This is a genomic window from Halalkaliarchaeum sp. AArc-GB (assembly GCF_031432225.1).
Classification (GTDB): Archaea; Halobacteriota; Halobacteria; order Halobacteriales; family Haloferacaceae; genus Halalkaliarchaeum.
Genome location: NZ_JAVKGM010000006.1, coordinates 141,652 through 155,788, shown reverse-complemented (window position 1 = coordinate 155,788; position 14,137 = coordinate 141,652). Strand labels below are relative to the sequence as shown.

General features: G+C 59.1%; 19 protein-coding genes and 1 tRNA gene. 14 read left to right on the top strand and 6 right to left on the bottom strand.

Going from position 1 to position 14,137, the window contains the following annotated elements; translation table 11 throughout:
• Positions 1-162 precede the first annotated feature (162 nt).
• Genes RH858_RS08420 through RH858_RS08410 form a run of 3 tightly spaced genes read left to right on the top strand, consistent with a single transcriptional unit; the run spans position 163 to position 1,736 of the window.
• The gene (locus RH858_RS08420) at positions 163-384 is read left to right on the top strand and encodes a UPF0175 family protein (protein ID WP_089769501.1); all 222 of its coding nucleotides are present in this window, start codon (positions 163-165) and stop codon (positions 382-384) included.
• Entirely contained in the window at positions 385-891 is a 507-nt protein-coding gene (locus RH858_RS08415; protein WP_310561578.1) for a hypothetical protein, read from the top strand.
• Between the two features lie 44 nt (positions 892-935).
• Positions 936-1,736: an SWIM zinc finger family protein gene (locus tag RH858_RS08410; protein WP_310561577.1), complete on the top strand. Its 801-nt coding sequence runs from the start codon at positions 936-938 to the stop codon at positions 1,734-1,736.
• A gap of 363 nt (positions 1,737-2,099) precedes the next feature.
• Here the strand turns inward: RH858_RS08410 and RH858_RS08405 are convergent.
• Positions 2,100-2,175, bottom strand: a tRNA-Cys gene (locus tag RH858_RS08405).
• Positions 2,176-2,249: 74 nt separating this feature from the next.
• On the bottom strand, positions 2,250-2,648 hold the full coding sequence (locus tag RH858_RS08400; RefSeq protein ID WP_310561576.1) for a DUF5778 family protein: 399 nt from the start codon (positions 2,646-2,648) through the stop codon (positions 2,250-2,252).
• Positions 2,649-2,739: 91 nt separating this feature from the next.
• On the opposite strand from RH858_RS08400, the gene RH858_RS08395 reads away from it, so the two are divergent.
• Positions 2,740-3,441, top strand: a complete 702-nt coding sequence (locus tag RH858_RS08395) for a DUF1028 domain-containing protein (RefSeq protein ID WP_310561575.1) — start codon at positions 2,740-2,742, stop codon at positions 3,439-3,441.
• A gap of 1 nt (position 3,442) precedes the next feature.
• Here RH858_RS08395 and RH858_RS08390 read toward each other — a convergent pair whose 3' ends face one another.
• Entirely contained in the window at positions 3,443-3,922 is a 480-nt protein-coding gene (locus tag RH858_RS08390; protein ID WP_310561574.1) for an RNA-binding protein, read from the bottom strand.
• Positions 3,923-4,051: 129 nt separating this feature from the next.
• Between RH858_RS08390 and RH858_RS08385 the strand changes: the two genes are divergently transcribed.
• The 6 genes from RH858_RS08385 to RH858_RS08360 all read left to right on the top strand — a co-directional run bounded on the left by RH858_RS08385 (position 4,052) and on the right by RH858_RS08360 (position 9,258).
• Entirely contained in the window at positions 4,052-4,357 is a 306-nt protein-coding gene (locus tag RH858_RS08385; RefSeq protein ID WP_310561573.1) for a hypothetical protein, read from the top strand.
• 76 nt (positions 4,358-4,433) lie between these two features.
• Positions 4,434-5,732, top strand: a complete 1,299-nt coding sequence (locus tag RH858_RS08380; protein WP_310561572.1) for a ribonuclease R — start codon at positions 4,434-4,436, stop codon at positions 5,730-5,732.
• A 75-nt stretch (positions 5,733-5,807) separates the two neighbouring features.
• Positions 5,808-6,971, top strand: coding sequence for an acyl-CoA dehydrogenase family protein (locus RH858_RS08375; RefSeq protein WP_310561571.1), 1,164 nt, complete (start codon positions 5,808-5,810; stop codon positions 6,969-6,971).
• A gap of 119 nt (positions 6,972-7,090) precedes the next feature.
• A complete protein-coding gene (locus tag RH858_RS08370) occupies positions 7,091-7,498 on the top strand; it encodes a DUF5518 domain-containing protein (protein ID WP_310561570.1) in 408 nt (135 codons plus the stop codon).
• A 341-nt stretch (positions 7,499-7,839) separates the two neighbouring features.
• The gene (locus RH858_RS08365; protein ID WP_310561569.1) at positions 7,840-8,640 is read left to right on the top strand and encodes a hypothetical protein; all 801 of its coding nucleotides are present in this window, start codon (positions 7,840-7,842) and stop codon (positions 8,638-8,640) included.
• A 219-nt stretch (positions 8,641-8,859) separates the two neighbouring features.
• Positions 8,860-9,258 carry a PH domain-containing protein gene (locus tag RH858_RS08360; RefSeq protein ID WP_310561568.1) on the top strand — a complete coding sequence of 133 codons (399 nt, stop codon included), beginning with the start codon at positions 8,860-8,862 and terminating at the stop codon, positions 9,256-9,258.
• Positions 9,259-9,291: 33 nt separating this feature from the next.
• Here RH858_RS08360 and RH858_RS08355 read toward each other — a convergent pair whose 3' ends face one another.
• The 3 genes from RH858_RS08355 to RH858_RS08345 form a co-directional block, all read right to left on the bottom strand.
• Positions 9,292-10,398 (bottom strand): hypothetical protein, encoded by a 1,107-nt coding sequence (locus RH858_RS08355; protein WP_310561567.1) that lies wholly within the window; start codon positions 10,396-10,398, stop codon positions 9,292-9,294.
• A 92-nt stretch (positions 10,399-10,490) separates the two neighbouring features.
• The gene (locus tag RH858_RS08350) at positions 10,491-11,630 is read right to left on the bottom strand and encodes a hypothetical protein (RefSeq protein ID WP_310561566.1); all 1,140 of its coding nucleotides are present in this window, start codon (positions 11,628-11,630) and stop codon (positions 10,491-10,493) included.
• Positions 11,631-11,724: 94 nt separating this feature from the next.
• Positions 11,725-11,985, bottom strand: a complete 261-nt coding sequence (locus RH858_RS08345; RefSeq protein WP_310561565.1) for a hypothetical protein — start codon at positions 11,983-11,985, stop codon at positions 11,725-11,727.
• 113 nt (positions 11,986-12,098) lie between these two features.
• Between RH858_RS08345 and RH858_RS08340 the strand changes: the two genes are divergently transcribed.
• The 4 genes from RH858_RS08340 (at position 12,099) to RH858_RS08325 (ending at position 14,136) form a co-directional block, all read left to right on the top strand.
• Positions 12,099-12,332: a hypothetical protein gene (locus RH858_RS08340; RefSeq protein WP_310561564.1), complete on the top strand. Its 234-nt coding sequence runs from the start codon at positions 12,099-12,101 to the stop codon at positions 12,330-12,332.
• A gap of 980 nt (positions 12,333-13,312) precedes the next feature.
• A complete protein-coding gene (locus RH858_RS08335; protein WP_310561563.1) occupies positions 13,313-13,540 on the top strand; it encodes a hypothetical protein in 228 nt (75 codons plus the stop codon).
• Entirely contained in the window at positions 13,537-13,791 is a 255-nt protein-coding gene (locus RH858_RS08330; protein WP_310561562.1) for a hypothetical protein, read from the top strand. Before RH858_RS08335 ends, RH858_RS08330 begins: the two co-directional genes overlap by 4 nt.
• A 102-nt stretch (positions 13,792-13,893) precedes the next feature.
• Positions 13,894-14,136: a ferredoxin gene (locus RH858_RS08325; RefSeq protein ID WP_310561561.1), complete on the top strand. Its 243-nt coding sequence runs from the start codon at positions 13,894-13,896 to the stop codon at positions 14,134-14,136.
• Position 14,137: the final 1 nt, after the last annotated feature.

The window sequence follows — 14,137 nt, the reverse complement described above, 5'->3', positions numbered from 1 at the left end:
TATAAGCCATCACATCAAGTGAATTATCGCCAAATCACCCCAGATAGCGGATGAAGAAATGTTGTTGTCTTAGATTGCTATGTGGATGGCAACCCGGTGAGTCGATGAGTGCCCCCCTCCCACGATAGATTATTAGGTCCGTGGATCCGATAACTATGTACGATGGCCTCTTCCAGTAGTGAGTCCTCCGACGAACTTGCGACCGCGGTGGGTCGGTACGTCCTCGGCGATCTCTCGCTCGGACGTGCTGCCGAAGCGGCCGGACTGTCCCGGTGGGAGTTCGAAGAAGTGCTGGAAGACGCTGGCTTCACGTCGCTCTACGGGCCACGAACTGACGACCAGTTACAGCGGGAGATCGACGTTGCACTCGATCTCGACGAATAGATGCCGGACGGATACCCGCAACCGGTTTTCCTCGACGCAACGGCCATCAGTAATTTCGCCAGTACGAGCTCGGTCGAATTTCTCGTTCACCTACTCGAAGCTCCAATCGTAGTACCCGCAGTCCGTGACGAAATTGAACGGGGAGTCGAACACGGTCACGAGTATCTGACCAGCGCCGTCGAGGCGTTCGACAGCGGACTGGCAGTCAGTGACGTTCCACCCGAAATAGGAAGAGTGAGCCTCCATGAGCGACTTGATCCGGGAGAAAGGGAAGCATTGCGGGGAGCCGTTGAACGCGACGGGACGATTGCCACTGATGACCTCGCAGCACGCCGTCTTGCGACGGAACTGGATGTGCCGGTCACTGGATCGATAGGCCTCCTCGTCCTCGGCATCAAACGCGAGCATATCGACAGCGAAACTGCGGACGAATGGCTAGAGGTCTGGCGGGACGAACGCGGCTACTACGCCCCCGTCGAGAGCGTCACGGAACTATTAGATGAATAGAGCCGCGAACGGACGAGAACAGGACCAACGAGTCCTCCCCAGTTATGGACCTCAACAACGCAAAAATTCGGGAGACCTGTGCTGACGCGGTGTTCGAGCGCGGGCGGGACTACCGTGACGAAGGACACATCCAGCGAATTGAACGGTTTGGCGACGTGGTTACAGCCGCGGTTCGAGGGACGAGTCTGTACGACGTGACCGTCGATCTAGGCGAATCCACCATCGATGCTCGGTGTACGTGTCCTTACGAAGGAGCAGGCGAGTGCAAGCACGTCGTCGCGGTGCTGCTGGACGTCGTCGCCGATCCGCCCCAAGACGAGAGCGAACACGTCGAAAGGGTTATCGAAGATGTCTCGTCTGACGACCTACGTGCGTTCGTGCGCGATGCACTCGCCGAAAATCCGGACCTGCGCGAGCAGTTCCTCGCACGGTTTGGCGACGGCGGCAAGTCGGTCGAAGCGTACCGTGACGAGATCGAGGAGCTGTTCAACCAGCACACACAGCACTATCCAGTCGTCACGGAAGCTATCGACTTTTCTCACTTCTTCGAAGTGGCCGAGCAGTACCGCGAGCGCGAGTGCTACCGGGCGGCCGCGACCGTCTACCGTGCGCTGTTCGAGGGAATCGACGACAACCATACCCGCATCGACGCCGCATACGATCACTACGCCAAGGCCTTGCGGTCTGCGCTCGAAGGGTACGTCGACTGTGTGCTCGCGGCCGACCCAAGCGACAACGAATTTGAACGATTCGCCGGCGCACTCGAAGCACAGGCGATGTCCGAACCGCGAATCAACGAGGAGCAGTTCCGACGTGCGCTCGGCACCCTCGAAGATCGACGATGACGTTTCCCAGCCGAGGTGAAAACGGACCGTTTACTGAGAAGGATTATTTTTGATATCGGTCCAAATACTCGATAGGACGACGCAACGCGCAGATTCTGTCCCTACGGCGGTACTGCGAGACACCCGTGAACGTCGCTTGTGGACCTTCGACGGATGTGCGTCCGAAACTTCTGTCGTATTCCCGAGATACCGCTTTCAAAAGCAAAAATATGCCAAGAGAATGTCGTCTTGGGCTTTAGGGTATCGTGTAAGAGCCAAGGGCCGGATTTGAACCGGAGTCGTCTCGCTCGCGTACGCTCGCTCCACGACAGGGTTCAAATCGCGGCCGAACGGCTCTTCGATCTCGCGTCGCTCGATCAGAAGAGCCAAGGGCCGGATTTGAACCGGCGTTGGGCGGCTCTGCAGGCCGCTGCGTCTGACCGAACTCTGCCACCTTGGCGCACCTGAACCTACCCGATTCGAACTCTTAAGGCTAGCGGTCTACCGCATCGCGCCCATCCGCCAGGGCACCGATCACGGCACCGGCGTCACGCGATCCACGTGTTCCAGTGCCGCGAGATCGTCGGCGATCGCCTCCTGGTCCACCCCGGCCTCGTAATAAAAGACGAGGTCGAACGATCCCTCCCGGAGGAGCTGTTGACACTCCCAGACGAACTCCTCGTCCTCGAGGGTCACCCCCTGGAACTGGTTCGAGGAGAAATCAGGGTCGTCGTTGCCGGCGTAGATGTACGCTTCGCCCTTGTCGGCGTGCTCGGAGAGCACGTCGTGGACATCGACAGTGAGCTCCTGCATCTCGAGGTCCGCCTGCCCGTCGAGATCCGTGTGGACGATGCAGCCGACGAGTTCGATCTCCCCCGGCTCGAGGAGCGCCTTCGTCCGCTCGTACAGCTCCTGATCGATCACGTCGTTCATCGCCGGACCTTCTCCGCCTGCCTACAAACGGCTGACGGTTCGCCCCTCGGGAACGGCGAGGTTTTTGTCTCCCCGGCGTGCAGCCTCCGACGTGACGTTCAGCATCTGCGTTCGGGAACCGTACACTGACGAGGACGGAACCAGACACCACCGGTTCGGCGTCGCCGTTACCACCCGACTTCCCTGCGTCGGAACGCTGTGTCCGTTCGCGTCCGAACACGGCGCCGTCGCGACCCAGAGCCTGGTCAACGTCGAACTCGGCCGAAAAGGGATCGACTACCTCGCGGACGGCCTCGCAGTCGAGGACGCCCTGGAAGCCCTTTTGAACGCCGACGAGGGGCGGCCCCAGCGACAGCTTCACGGCGTCGACACCGACGGGACGTTCGTCTTCTCCGGCGACGAGTGCCGGGACTGGTACGGCCACGCGGCCGGCGAGAACTACACCGTCGCGGGGAACCTCCTGACCGGCCCGGAGGTGATCGACGCCACTGCGGCAGCCTACGAGTCGAACGCGTTCGGGGACGACCCCCTCGCGGCTCGGCTGATCGAGGCGCTCGAGGCGGGCCACGAGGAGGGCGGCGACAAGCGGACGGATCTCCCGATCCAGTCGGCGGCGCTGTTGGTCGAGACCACCGAAGACGTCGAGGACGAGCCGACCTCGCCCGACTCGATCGACCTCCGGGTGGACGCGAGCGAGACGCCGGTCGCCGACCTCCGGGAGACCTACGAGCTGACGCTCAGCGGGTGGGCCGACGCGGCGGCGAAGTACGAAGACGACGCCGAATCGGAGTGAGCTACACGGAGAGTTCGAACAGCTCGTCGCCGACGTGGTGGATCGACTCCACGACCTTTCCGGAGTCGCCGATCATCTCGGCGCCGTCGACGAGCGCGCGACCGACGGCGAGCACCTTCCCGTGGGTCTCCTCGGCGACGACGACGAGATCCCCCTCCTCGATCGCCTCGTCGGCCTCGACGATCCCGGGGCGCATCACGTCGGCCCCGTTCGAGACGAACGACACCGCACCGGCGTCGACGGTGACGATCCGACGTTCCGGCGGGAACGCGTTCGCACCCCGAACCGTCAGGAACGGCTCGTCGTCGACGTAGACGACTGCCGGATCACCGTCGACGAGGACGACCTCCCGCGGGTCGTCCGTAAAGGAGACGCGTTCGAAACTCTCGCCGTCGATCTCGACGCCGAGCGCCTCCCGGACGCTCGACTGGACGGCGTCGACCTCGTCGCTCCGGAGGTGGTGTCGCGATTTGACGTTCATAGGTAACTGGTCGGCTCCCCGGCCGATAAATCGACTGTTCTCGCTCGGATTCTGCGGGCGCGCCTCTCTCGCCGGCGGGAAACGCAACCCACGACAAGCGCTAAGTATCGGGGGAGCGTGCGTGTTCGTATGTGGCGTTCGCGGACGAACCGGGACCGCAAAACCGTCGTATGCATCGCGTGCGGGACGTCGCTGCTCCGGACGGACGCCCGCGAGTACGACAAGGAGGGGGACCGGTGGGACCGCCACGGAAAGGAGTTCGAGCACCTCTGTAAGGAGTGTCACGACGGGCTGTGTCACCAGCCCCGCACCGAACTCGAGTCCCTGCTTTTGTCGGTCGAATCCGACGGGCTCTCACAGGAGGCGTTCCTGCGTCGCTACTTCGACGCCGTCGAAGAGGAGTACGGATCCGCGGACGCCGAAGAGCGCTCCTGACCCGGGATCCCGTCCAGTAGACAGTCTGCCGTTCCCGACGACACGTCTTTTTACCCCGGTCACCGTTGTACCCAGTATGTCGGACGAACAGGCCGCCGCCGGAACCGCCGAAGGCCAGGGTCCAGTGAAGATCACCGAGGAGATGGCAGCGCGGCTCGAGGACAAACGCGAGGAACTCTTCGAGGAGTTCGAGATCCGGGACGGGTTCCCGGTCGAGGTAAAACGGGAGGCCGAAGCGCGAAGCGAGGGCATCGAAGACGAAATCGAAGCGGAACTGGACGATCGGCAGGATCTCCGGGACCTCACGACGTGGACGACCGACCCGATCGACGCACAGGACTTCGACGACGCGATCAGCATCGAGAAAGACGAGGAGACGTACCACCTCTGGGTACACATCGCGGACGTCACCCACTACGTCACTCCGGAGACGACGATGTGGGAGGAGGCCGTCCAGCGGAGCAACACCGTCTATCTGCCGGCGTACACGATCCACATGCTCCCCTCGGTGCTCGCCGAGACCGTCTGTTCGCTCGTTCCCGAGGAGGACCGCCTCGCCCACACCGTCGAGATGGTGCTGGATCGGGAGACGCTCTCCTTCGAGTCGATCGACATCTACAAGTCGGTGATCCGAAGCGACGAACGGCTGACGTACACCCAGTGTGAGAACCGCCTCGACGATCCCGACGCACCGCTCCACGAGGAGAACGCCCTGGCGTACGAACTCGCCGAGCGGATGCACGAGCAGCGCAAGGAGGACGGCTCGCTGGTGTTGAACCCCCGGCGGGACCGGGCACACACGATCATCGAGGAGTGCATGCTGAAGGCGAACAAGGCCGTCACGCACGAGCTGATGTGGAACCGCGGCGTGGAGGCGATGTACCGAGTTCACCCGCAGCCGACCCCCGAGCAGTGGAACGACGCACTCAAGGAGATCCAGGAACTCGAGGGCGTCTCGATCCCGGGGGGCTCCTGGGACGACCCCCGAAAGGCCGTCAACGCCGCGCTCGAGGAAGCGCCCGACCGCCAGCTCAACAAGATCCAGCGGGCAGTCCTGAAGGTGATGCCCCGCGCGAAGTACATGAACGACCCGTTCGGCGGCCACCACGCGCTCAACTTCGACATCTACGGTCACTTCACCTCGCCGATCCGTCGCCTCTCGGACCTGGTGAATCACTGGATCGTCTACACGAACGACGTCCCGGAGGACCTCCTCGAGCTGTGCGACCGTGCCAGCGACAAACAGAAGGACGGCGAGACGTGCGAACGCATCTACAAACAGTTCCTGGAAGAGAACCACATCGACCCGTACGCGGTCAACAACCGGGGACTCGAAGTAGTCGAGGATCCCGAGGAAGCGACCCACGGCGTCTAGCTCCGATCCCCACCGTATCCCGCTCGCCGAAGGCGTTGCGAACTGCTTTTTACCGGGTGGGACGGAGTCACAGTCATGCTCGATTACGTGGACCTGGAGGCGGACCTCGGGGAAGAAGAGCGGATGATCCGCGACACCGCGCGACGGTTCGTCGACGAACAGGTCCGGCCGGAGATCGGCGAGCACTACGAGGCGGGGACGTTCCCGACGGAGCTGATCCTCGAGATGGGGGAGTTGGGGTTTTACGCACCGAACCTCGACGGATACGGGCTGGCGAACGTCAGCGAGACCGCCTACGGGCTGTTGATGCAGGAGCTGGAGGCCGGCGACTCGGGGTTGCGATCGATGGCGAGCGTGCAGGGCGCCCTGGTGATGTATCCCATCTACGCGTTCGGCAGCGAGGCACAGAAAGAGAAATGGCTGCCGAAGCTGGGAACGGGGGAAGCGGTCGGCTGTTTCGGGTTGACTGAACCGGAGCACGGCTCGAACCCGTCGGGAATGGAGACGCGCGCCAGAAAGGAGGGGGACAGCTACGTGCTCGACGGGAGCAAAACGTGGATCACCAACTCGCCGATTTCGGACGTTGCGGTCGTGTGGGCCCGGGAGACCACCGCCGAGGGGTCGCCGGTTCGGGGATTCCTCGTCGAGACCGATCGCGACGGGGTGACGACCAACGAGATCCACGAGAAGCTCTCGCTGCGGGCCTCGATCACCGGCGAAATCGGCCTCCAGGGCGTCGAGATCCCCGCGGAGAACCGGCTCCCGGAAGCCGACGGCATGAAGGCACCTCTCTCGTGTCTCACCCAGGCGCGGTACGGGATCGCGTGGGGGGCGGTGGGCGCAGCGCGGGACTGTTTTGAAACCGCCCGAGAGTACGCGATTGACCGCGAACAGTTCGGCGGCCCGATCGCCCGATTCCAGCTCCAGCAGGAGAAACTCGCGGAGATGGCGACCGAGATCACCACGAGCCAGTTGCTCGCCTATCGGCTCGCCGAACTGAAAGAGCGGGGCGACCTCCGCCCACAGCAGGTGTCGATGGCGAAGCGGAACAACGTCCGGATGGCCCGTGACCAGGCCCGAATCGCACGGGAAGTGCTGGGTGGTAACGGGATCACCACCGACTATCCGCCGATGCGACATATGCAGAACATGGAGACGGTGTACACCTACGAGGGAACCCACGACATCCACACGCTCATCCTCGGACACGATCTCACAGGGATCCCCGCCTTCGAGTAAGTCGTAACTCATTCCAAATGACATCGTGGACGGTAGTCAACACTCGTTTCCCACTGGATAGACGCCGGTAGAGTGTAACAGTCACAAGTTCTATGATACTACGAAGTAGAAATTTTCGTATGGATAACAGAAACGGCTTCTTTCTCAACTCGGCGATTGGATCGATCGCGCTGATTATCCTTTTTTACGTCCCACTGGCGCCGGTTCTCGGAGGTATAGTCGCGGGATTCCTCGAGAGACGTTCACTCCAGGCGGGCGCCCGTGCCGGTCTGTTAACCGGATTAATCGCGATCGTTCCACTGTACTTCGCGCTGGTCTTTCTCGTCCCGCTTTTTAGTATCGCTCCGTTCGGACGCCCGACCGTCCCGATCGATACTGTTTCGTTTTCGGCAGGACTTTTCGGTATCGTCGTTCTTTACGTGATCCCGTTTTCGACGATCGGCGGCGTGATCGGGTCCTATCTCCACAAGCGAGCGTTTCTTCGGGAATCGGGTTGTTCGACAGAACCTTCATCCAGTGCGGAATGACTATTTGGTGTATGTACTGCTCTACATTCGTCTTTAGTTAAGCCTAGTAGTAATATTCAATTTCCAATTATGCTCAACAGTATTAGGAACGAGAGAATTCACGGTTCAGACTCTTGTGCTGCTGATATCGAACAATAAGCATCCCTCGCAAACGCGATTTTCTCCCCATAGCCGGCGTGAGAGTGTCGAATCTGGACAGAAAATGGAGTTACTGAGTATTACTGAGAGTATTAACTAAAGACGAATGGTACTGCTCTATTTGCCATTACGAAAGACGCCGATAAGTATCCGAACCCCATATTCATAAACCTATAAGTATATGCTTATTAACATAGGTATCTATGGGGCGGAACTATCTGAAGAGCCTCGTCGTTGATCTGTTTGACGCCGTCTTTCGCCCCGAAGAGTTCGTGGCTGTACGCGGCGTTCTCGGTGGCGGAACAACTCATCAGAAGGTTAAACATACCGTAGCGTTGCTGGTGGTGTTCGTCGTTAATCTGTTCCTATACGCGGGTCCACTGACGCTTGCAGGATACGGCGTCGTGGAACAGGACACGACCCCCGACGCGGCAATTCTCCTGTTCAGCCCGTTCATGGACGTGGAGATGGCTACGTACCTCGTCGGAGGATTTATCCAGAACTCAGCGTTTATTACAGTTCTCACGTTGGTCACGTTCGTCACCTATCATGGGATGTTGATTCTCACCCTGAATTCCCAAGGAATTCTGCTTACGCTTCATACGATCGTATACAGCGTGAGCGCGTATCTGGCTGGGATATTCACCGTGTTAGTCGTCCTCACCGAGCAGGAACAGTTGGCAACGGCGCGCGACCTCGTGTTGGAAATCCAGATCCGGTTTCTCAACTACGCCTACGACCTGTTCGGCGTGCCAGTCGAACAGCGTGTCTTTGTCTCCAGCGGTGAGATCCAACTCACGGCGCTGAGCCGGACCGAGGTTGCCGTCCTCACCGTACTGGTAGTGTTGGTGTTGTATTTCGTCTATTCACTCTACCTGGGGGCGCGGATCAACCACCGTGGAAGTCGGTTCAGCGCGCTCCTCGCACTCGTCGCCGTTCTCCTTTCTCCATTACTCTACGTGGCGGGACTGATCGCCTGGTCACTTGGAACGTTACCAGTATAAACAATGAGCGAAGAAACCACAGCAGCTAACGTTACGAAACGGCAAGCACAGTCATCGGACACGGGGGGACATGGTTCGGAAACGCCGGAGGAGTCGGCTCAAGCACATCCTGCACCGACGGACAATCGGGACGCAATCCTGGAACTCACGCCGAGTCTCAAACCATCCCTCGTGTACTTCGGAACGGTCTTCCTAGTCGGCCTGGCCGTGCTCTTGTACATGTACGATAACCCGGAGTTACTGGGGGACCCGGAGACGACGGAGATCGCAGCCAACGTCGTCACGCTCCTCTGGCTTTTGGGACTCGGCCGGATCGTATTCCGAATATATGTGTTAACGCGAACTACATATACGGTCACCCCGAAGGCGGTCCGACGCGATTACGAACTGCTATATCAGACTTGGTCGCGAGAGTTACCCCTGTCGATGATCCGCGGTCACGATCGGATCCAAGGTCGACTCCAGCGACTGTTCGGGATCGGTACCGTCGCGTTCCTCACTGCCGGAAACAGGGGAACGCCGGGCCACCTCGAGTTCGAGCACATCACGGAAGACGGCGACGTGCGCGAGACTATTCGTCGACTCATAGAGAAACGTCAAGCACGTGTCGACGGATAATAGGCCCTCGTTAGAGATTTCGAATTCTCCAGTTCAGGTAGGATTCGTGTTCCAGACGTACTTCGAGGATTCCCTCGTACTGCTCGGGACTTTCCGTGGGAGGTGAATCCAGAGATATCCGGTCTTCGCCGTCAGCCGACCAGAAGTATGGGTATCGCCATCCGTCAATTCACGGCCGATAACCACGTCTCCTTCGTTGGCGGTGTTGTCTACCAGCGTCTCGGGAGGCAGGTTCTGTCCCCCTTCGTGTACGATCCGAACGTACGTCTGATCCTCGGACAGTGCTGCGGACAGTTCCGGTGCCCGTTCCTCAGCAGTCTCTGCCCACTCCGGTTCCAACACGGTGACGTTGCCGATGTTCCCCATCTCGTATCGTACTTCACCCAGCGTTTCGCTCTCGTCCTCGGTATAGATGACTTCGACGGCCAGCGAACGTACTATTCCCTTCTGAGTCACGTATCCTTCCGCCGACGCGTCGGTGGGGCGGTTGATGTACAACCCGTCTTCAAGACGTTCGGGATCCTCCAGCGTGTCACCGGCAATACGAAATACTTGTTCTCCATCCCGCTCTTCGACACTCACGTTGTCGTATGAGACTGTATCGAGAAGTACGCGTAGCGTCTTGTGATCTACGAGAGAACCAATGCCAATTCCGGACCATGACGGATCCCTGTTGGGCATTCCATAGTATTGCTCCCCTCCGTGATACTGTCGCCACAGTTCCTCGGTTCTCCCGTCTCGATAGTAGATCTCCGCCTCACCAGTGACAGTCACGTGTGCCCGCTCGGGATCGACCCGTACGAGTTTCAGTTCAGCTGCGTGGTGTGCGTGGTTGAGAAGTTCGAGTACGAACGACTCGTCCCTGAGGCTGCTGGCGTGGTTGTCCGCGAGGATAGGCGACACTCCGTCCTCGGAAAGCCCAGTCGGATACTCGAGTTCCCCTTCCGTCTCTCCTTCTGACTCCTCCGTGGGTGTTTTTTCAGTCAGATTCTCCTCGGTCTGCCCGGGAGCTACAGATTCAGTCGGTTCGGGCGTCGGCGTTTCTGCCGGTTCAGTTGTGCTCTCGTCGGTCTCGGTGAGCCGAAGACAACCCACGAGCGAGAACGGGAGAACCGTCCCGAGTATGCGTCGCCTTCTCATTCTGCATCGTAGTGCACACACATGTAATAAAAATTTAGTATCTCCCAATATTTCTTGGGGATAATACGACTGCTGGACCTGGATCGACGTATTCAACCTATTTTCAAGAAAAAGTATTCCATCACGTTTCTGCGTGCCCAGATGGCGAATTCTCCCTCGAACGGAACCGGGGACGCGTTTTCCGGAATCGTCTCTCGCGAGATACGACCCCTACCGTTATCATCGACGAACAGGTAGAGTGTGTCCCCGGGAGTAACGTCCTCAGAAAAATCACCGAACCCCTGATTTTCCTCATCATGTACGACGAGAGACGTTCCCGCGAGAATTGGATTCCCGTCCTGCATCGTGAGTTCGATGAACTGTCGATCACGAACGAACTCCGCGGTCATCTCAGGAGCCTGTTCACGTGCCGTATCGACCCAGTCCGGGGTCGTTACTGTCACGTCCTCGATGTCGTCGACCGTTAAGACGATTTGCTCGAGATAGAGATCCTGGCCCCACCGGTACTCAAACTCTACCTCGAGTTCCCGGATGATGCCGTCCGGAGTGACCTCGCCCGTCGCCGAAAACGATTCGATGGCGTCGGCACCGCGGTCCTCTGCCAGTTTCGACGGATCTTCGACTCCCTCGGCTTCGATCGAAAACATCCCCGTCCCCTCGTCGTACCCCGGTGGGTTCCAGTCCCCGGCGCGAATAAGCCGTGACAGTCGGTGACTCCGGACGATCCGGGAGATATCGTACCACGCCGACTGTCGTGTCCTGCCGTACGTCACGCCCCCGCCGATCTCCTCGCGCCAGTATCCGCTGTTTGGCGCGAAGTGGATCGTCATCGGGCCGTCGTTCATCGTCTCGGCGACTGCCTCACCGTCCCCGAGTCGGACCGCCCATCGCTCCTCCGCATAATGTGGCCCCGTGACTCCGCCGAGTGTCCATTCCATGGTCGCCGTCGTGCGCCGCAACGCGAATGTGTGTGAGTCCGCCAGTATCGGGGATACCCCCTCCTCGTCCAGCCCGGTCGGGTACTCGATTTCCTCGTTGGCGCTGTCCGTGCCTTCGGTGTCGGCTTCGTCGCCGCTATCGTTCCGACTCTCCGGCGTTTCCTCCCCCTGCGCTGATTCCGTGTTCGGGCCAGACCCTGGCGTGGTCTGTTCGGGTTCCTCCTCGTCGGTTAGACGAAGGCAGCCGGCAACGGACAGCGGGACGAGCGATCCAAGCAGTCCACGACGTTTCATATATATTTAACAGATATCATAAAGTGATAAAAAATTTTGGCACAACTGTCGTCCGATGAGGGCGTCACTCCGTCGATGGTGGATGTTATGCAGTTCACACCTCTCGCTGGATGTAGGCGTCTCCATCCAAATCTGCCCACAAAAGCGACGGAGTATCCAATTCTCGAGGAGTCACTTCGTCCGGGGGATCGTCACGGGAGAGGCGAAGCTGCCCGTCTTCGATCCAGGTAAACACCGTTTCCCCTGACGTCAGGGGGCTTCGTATCGATCGCTGCATCGACCCCTTCAACGGAAGGTGGATTCCGACGTCCGTTCCCGCAGAGATCGTCTGTCCAGCCTCGTTTTCTAGCCTCACAATCCGTCTCTCATCTGCGACTGACGCCTCCAGTTGAGTGCTCGGTTCCGAGCGGTAACTACCCACCCCGGCTCTTGGACGTCCGTGGTTCCGATCCCGTCGACGGGTAAACTGTGTCGATAGCCGAGGAGACTGCCGTTCCGAACGATCTCAAAGGTGGCCTCCAGATTCGTGACAACGCCGTCAGGAGCAGCGGTACCCTCTGCCTCAAAGAATGTGAGAGATTCGGCACCCAGTTGTTCGAGCAGTGGCTGTTCGTCATCGACCCCACTTGCGGATATCACCCAGCGGTGCTCACCGTTGTCAGTCTCTACGTGTTCAGGTGCGTCGAAGGCTCCCGTTTCTAACAACTGTCACATGGTATCCGAGTGTGTCGTAGAGACGTCACTTATTTCGAGAGTTTCGCCCGTACACGGGTTCCGCGCCTCTCTCCTGCCGCCACAGAAGGTAATTCGTAGTGACGTATTTCGCCCCGGGATCGGGAGCAGAACGTTCGATCAATACAGGTCCTCCAGTAGACACGTGATAGGTGGAATCGTCCAGAACAGTGCTTTCAGAGAGCTCTTCCGCCACGCATTCGCTCGTATAACTTTCCCGACTGAGGGTACTCTTGTGGGTGGTAGCGAGAAGTGGTTGCACACCATCCGGTTCAAGCTCCGTTGGATAGTCCACGTCGGTAGACACGTCGGATTCAGTAGACTGTTCCGTAGAAGCGTCGTTCTCGATTTCCGAATCGGTTGGTTGTTGCTCGGTCGAATCGTTCCGTGGAGATTCGCCTGGTTGTTCTATAGCGTTTCCAGGTTCTTCGGGCAATCGGAGACAACCTGTTGTCAGTAATTAACCGATACACGTGACCGCCCGTCGCCGATGCATGGAAGGCTATTCAAATAGATATATAATAAAAGTCCCCGGATTATATCCTACCGGATTAACCGATGAGTATGTCTGAGCGTTTGGCAATAACTACCGAACACAGAGGTAGGGGATTCGGGATGAACGCATGCAGTGCTCGCCGATCTATGGCGAAGGAATCCTGGTTGGGACGTAACCTACCGCATTAGTCGTTATCTCCTTAAAACCTATTATAAAACGTTAAGAGACATATGAGAGAGTAATGAACGATACTCTTTGTAGGATGAAACGATCCAAGTTTGGAAAACCGTCACGAAATGAGACGGAACGACGAAGAATCGAGCGAACCCGAGACAACGCTCTGGTGTTTATATAGGGATACAGGACAGTATATTCGATGACGAGGTAACCACAGATGTCCGGCAGCACCCAACCCTCCACCGGCCGATTTCCCGCTCCCGAGACTCCGGGAGCGATGGCGGGAGCCGTCCTCCGTCACCTCCGCGGAGCGGTTCGTTTCGCCGCCTTCTGGGGAGCGATACTGCTCCCCCTGGCGTACGTCCCCGTCCTGCACGAAACCGTCGCTGGCCAACGAGTCGACCTGTTCTTGCTCCTGCTTGCACTACACGTCGCGTGTATCTTGGTCGGCCACGAACGGTCCCACGACGGCACCCCGCAGATCGGATCGAGTGGTGCCGATTGAGTACCGCAGCCCGCGAGGGGATCCCCCTCAACTCCCCGAACGCCAGGCGACTCGCGCGGTACCTTCACGAGAGGACCGCGGAGGCGGGCCGGATGCTGTACGTCAAAGGCAAGTTCATCTCCGAGGACGTCGACCTCTCCCCGAAACAGATCGGCGCGTTGATGCTGCAGCTGCAGGGGGCGGTTCCGAACCTCGAGATCGAAAAGTGGTCCTACACCGGCGCGACGACCTCGCGCGTCGAAACGCGGTGACGATCGTCCAGTAAAAGTAAACCACTACAACTGTCATTATGATTGGACACTCCGGCCGACGCAACGGCTAACTTGTTACGGCGACGAGTGCAGGCTGTTACAATGCGAATCGAGTTCGATCGGAACACCTGCATCGGAATGTTCCAGTGTGTCGACGAGTGGGACGGGTTCGAAGAGAACGTCGACGACGGAAAAGCCGACCTTCCCGGTGCCGAGGAAACCGAGGAGGGGGTGTTCGTCCTGGAGGTTCCGGACGGCGAAGAGTTCGAAGCGGAATTTGCCGCACGCGTGTGTCCCGTCGACGCGATCGCGGTGTTCGACGACGACGGAGAACAGATAGTCTGAT

Coding starts and splice junctions, on each gene's coding strand:
- RH858_RS08385 (WP_310561573.1), top strand. CDS start 4,052: ATGTGGCGTTCGCGGACGAACCGGGACCGCAAAACCGTCGTATGCATC.
- RH858_RS08375 (WP_310561571.1), top strand. CDS start 5,808: ATGCTCGATTACGTGGACCTGGAGGCGGACCTCGGGGAAGAAGAGCGG.
- RH858_RS08410 (WP_310561577.1), top strand. CDS start 936: ATGGACCTCAACAACGCAAAAATTCGGGAGACCTGTGCTGACGCGGTG.
- RH858_RS08370 (WP_310561570.1), top strand. CDS start 7,091: ATGGATAACAGAAACGGCTTCTTTCTCAACTCGGCGATTGGATCGATC.
- RH858_RS08360 (WP_310561568.1), top strand. CDS start 8,860: ATGTACGATAACCCGGAGTTACTGGGGGACCCGGAGACGACGGAGATC.
- RH858_RS08335 (WP_310561563.1), top strand. CDS start 13,313: ATGGCGGGAGCCGTCCTCCGTCACCTCCGCGGAGCGGTTCGTTTCGCC.
- RH858_RS08400 (WP_310561576.1), bottom strand. CDS start 2,648: ATGAACGACGTGATCGATCAGGAGCTGTACGAGCGGACGAAGGCGCTC.
- RH858_RS08380 (WP_310561572.1), top strand. CDS start 4,434: ATGTCGGACGAACAGGCCGCCGCCGGAACCGCCGAAGGCCAGGGTCCA.
- RH858_RS08420 (WP_089769501.1), top strand. CDS start 163: ATGGCCTCTTCCAGTAGTGAGTCCTCCGACGAACTTGCGACCGCGGTG.
- RH858_RS08365 (WP_310561569.1), top strand. CDS start 7,840: ATGGGGCGGAACTATCTGAAGAGCCTCGTCGTTGATCTGTTTGACGCC.
- RH858_RS08415 (WP_310561578.1), top strand. CDS start 385: ATGCCGGACGGATACCCGCAACCGGTTTTCCTCGACGCAACGGCCATC.
- RH858_RS08355 (WP_310561567.1), bottom strand. CDS start 10,398: ATGAGAAGGCGACGCATACTCGGGACGGTTCTCCCGTTCTCGCTCGTG.
- RH858_RS08350 (WP_310561566.1), bottom strand. CDS start 11,630: ATGAAACGTCGTGGACTGCTTGGATCGCTCGTCCCGCTGTCCGTTGCC.
- RH858_RS08390 (WP_310561574.1), bottom strand. CDS start 3,922: ATGAACGTCAAATCGCGACACCACCTCCGGAGCGACGAGGTCGACGCC.
- RH858_RS08325 (WP_310561561.1), top strand. CDS start 13,894: ATGCGAATCGAGTTCGATCGGAACACCTGCATCGGAATGTTCCAGTGT.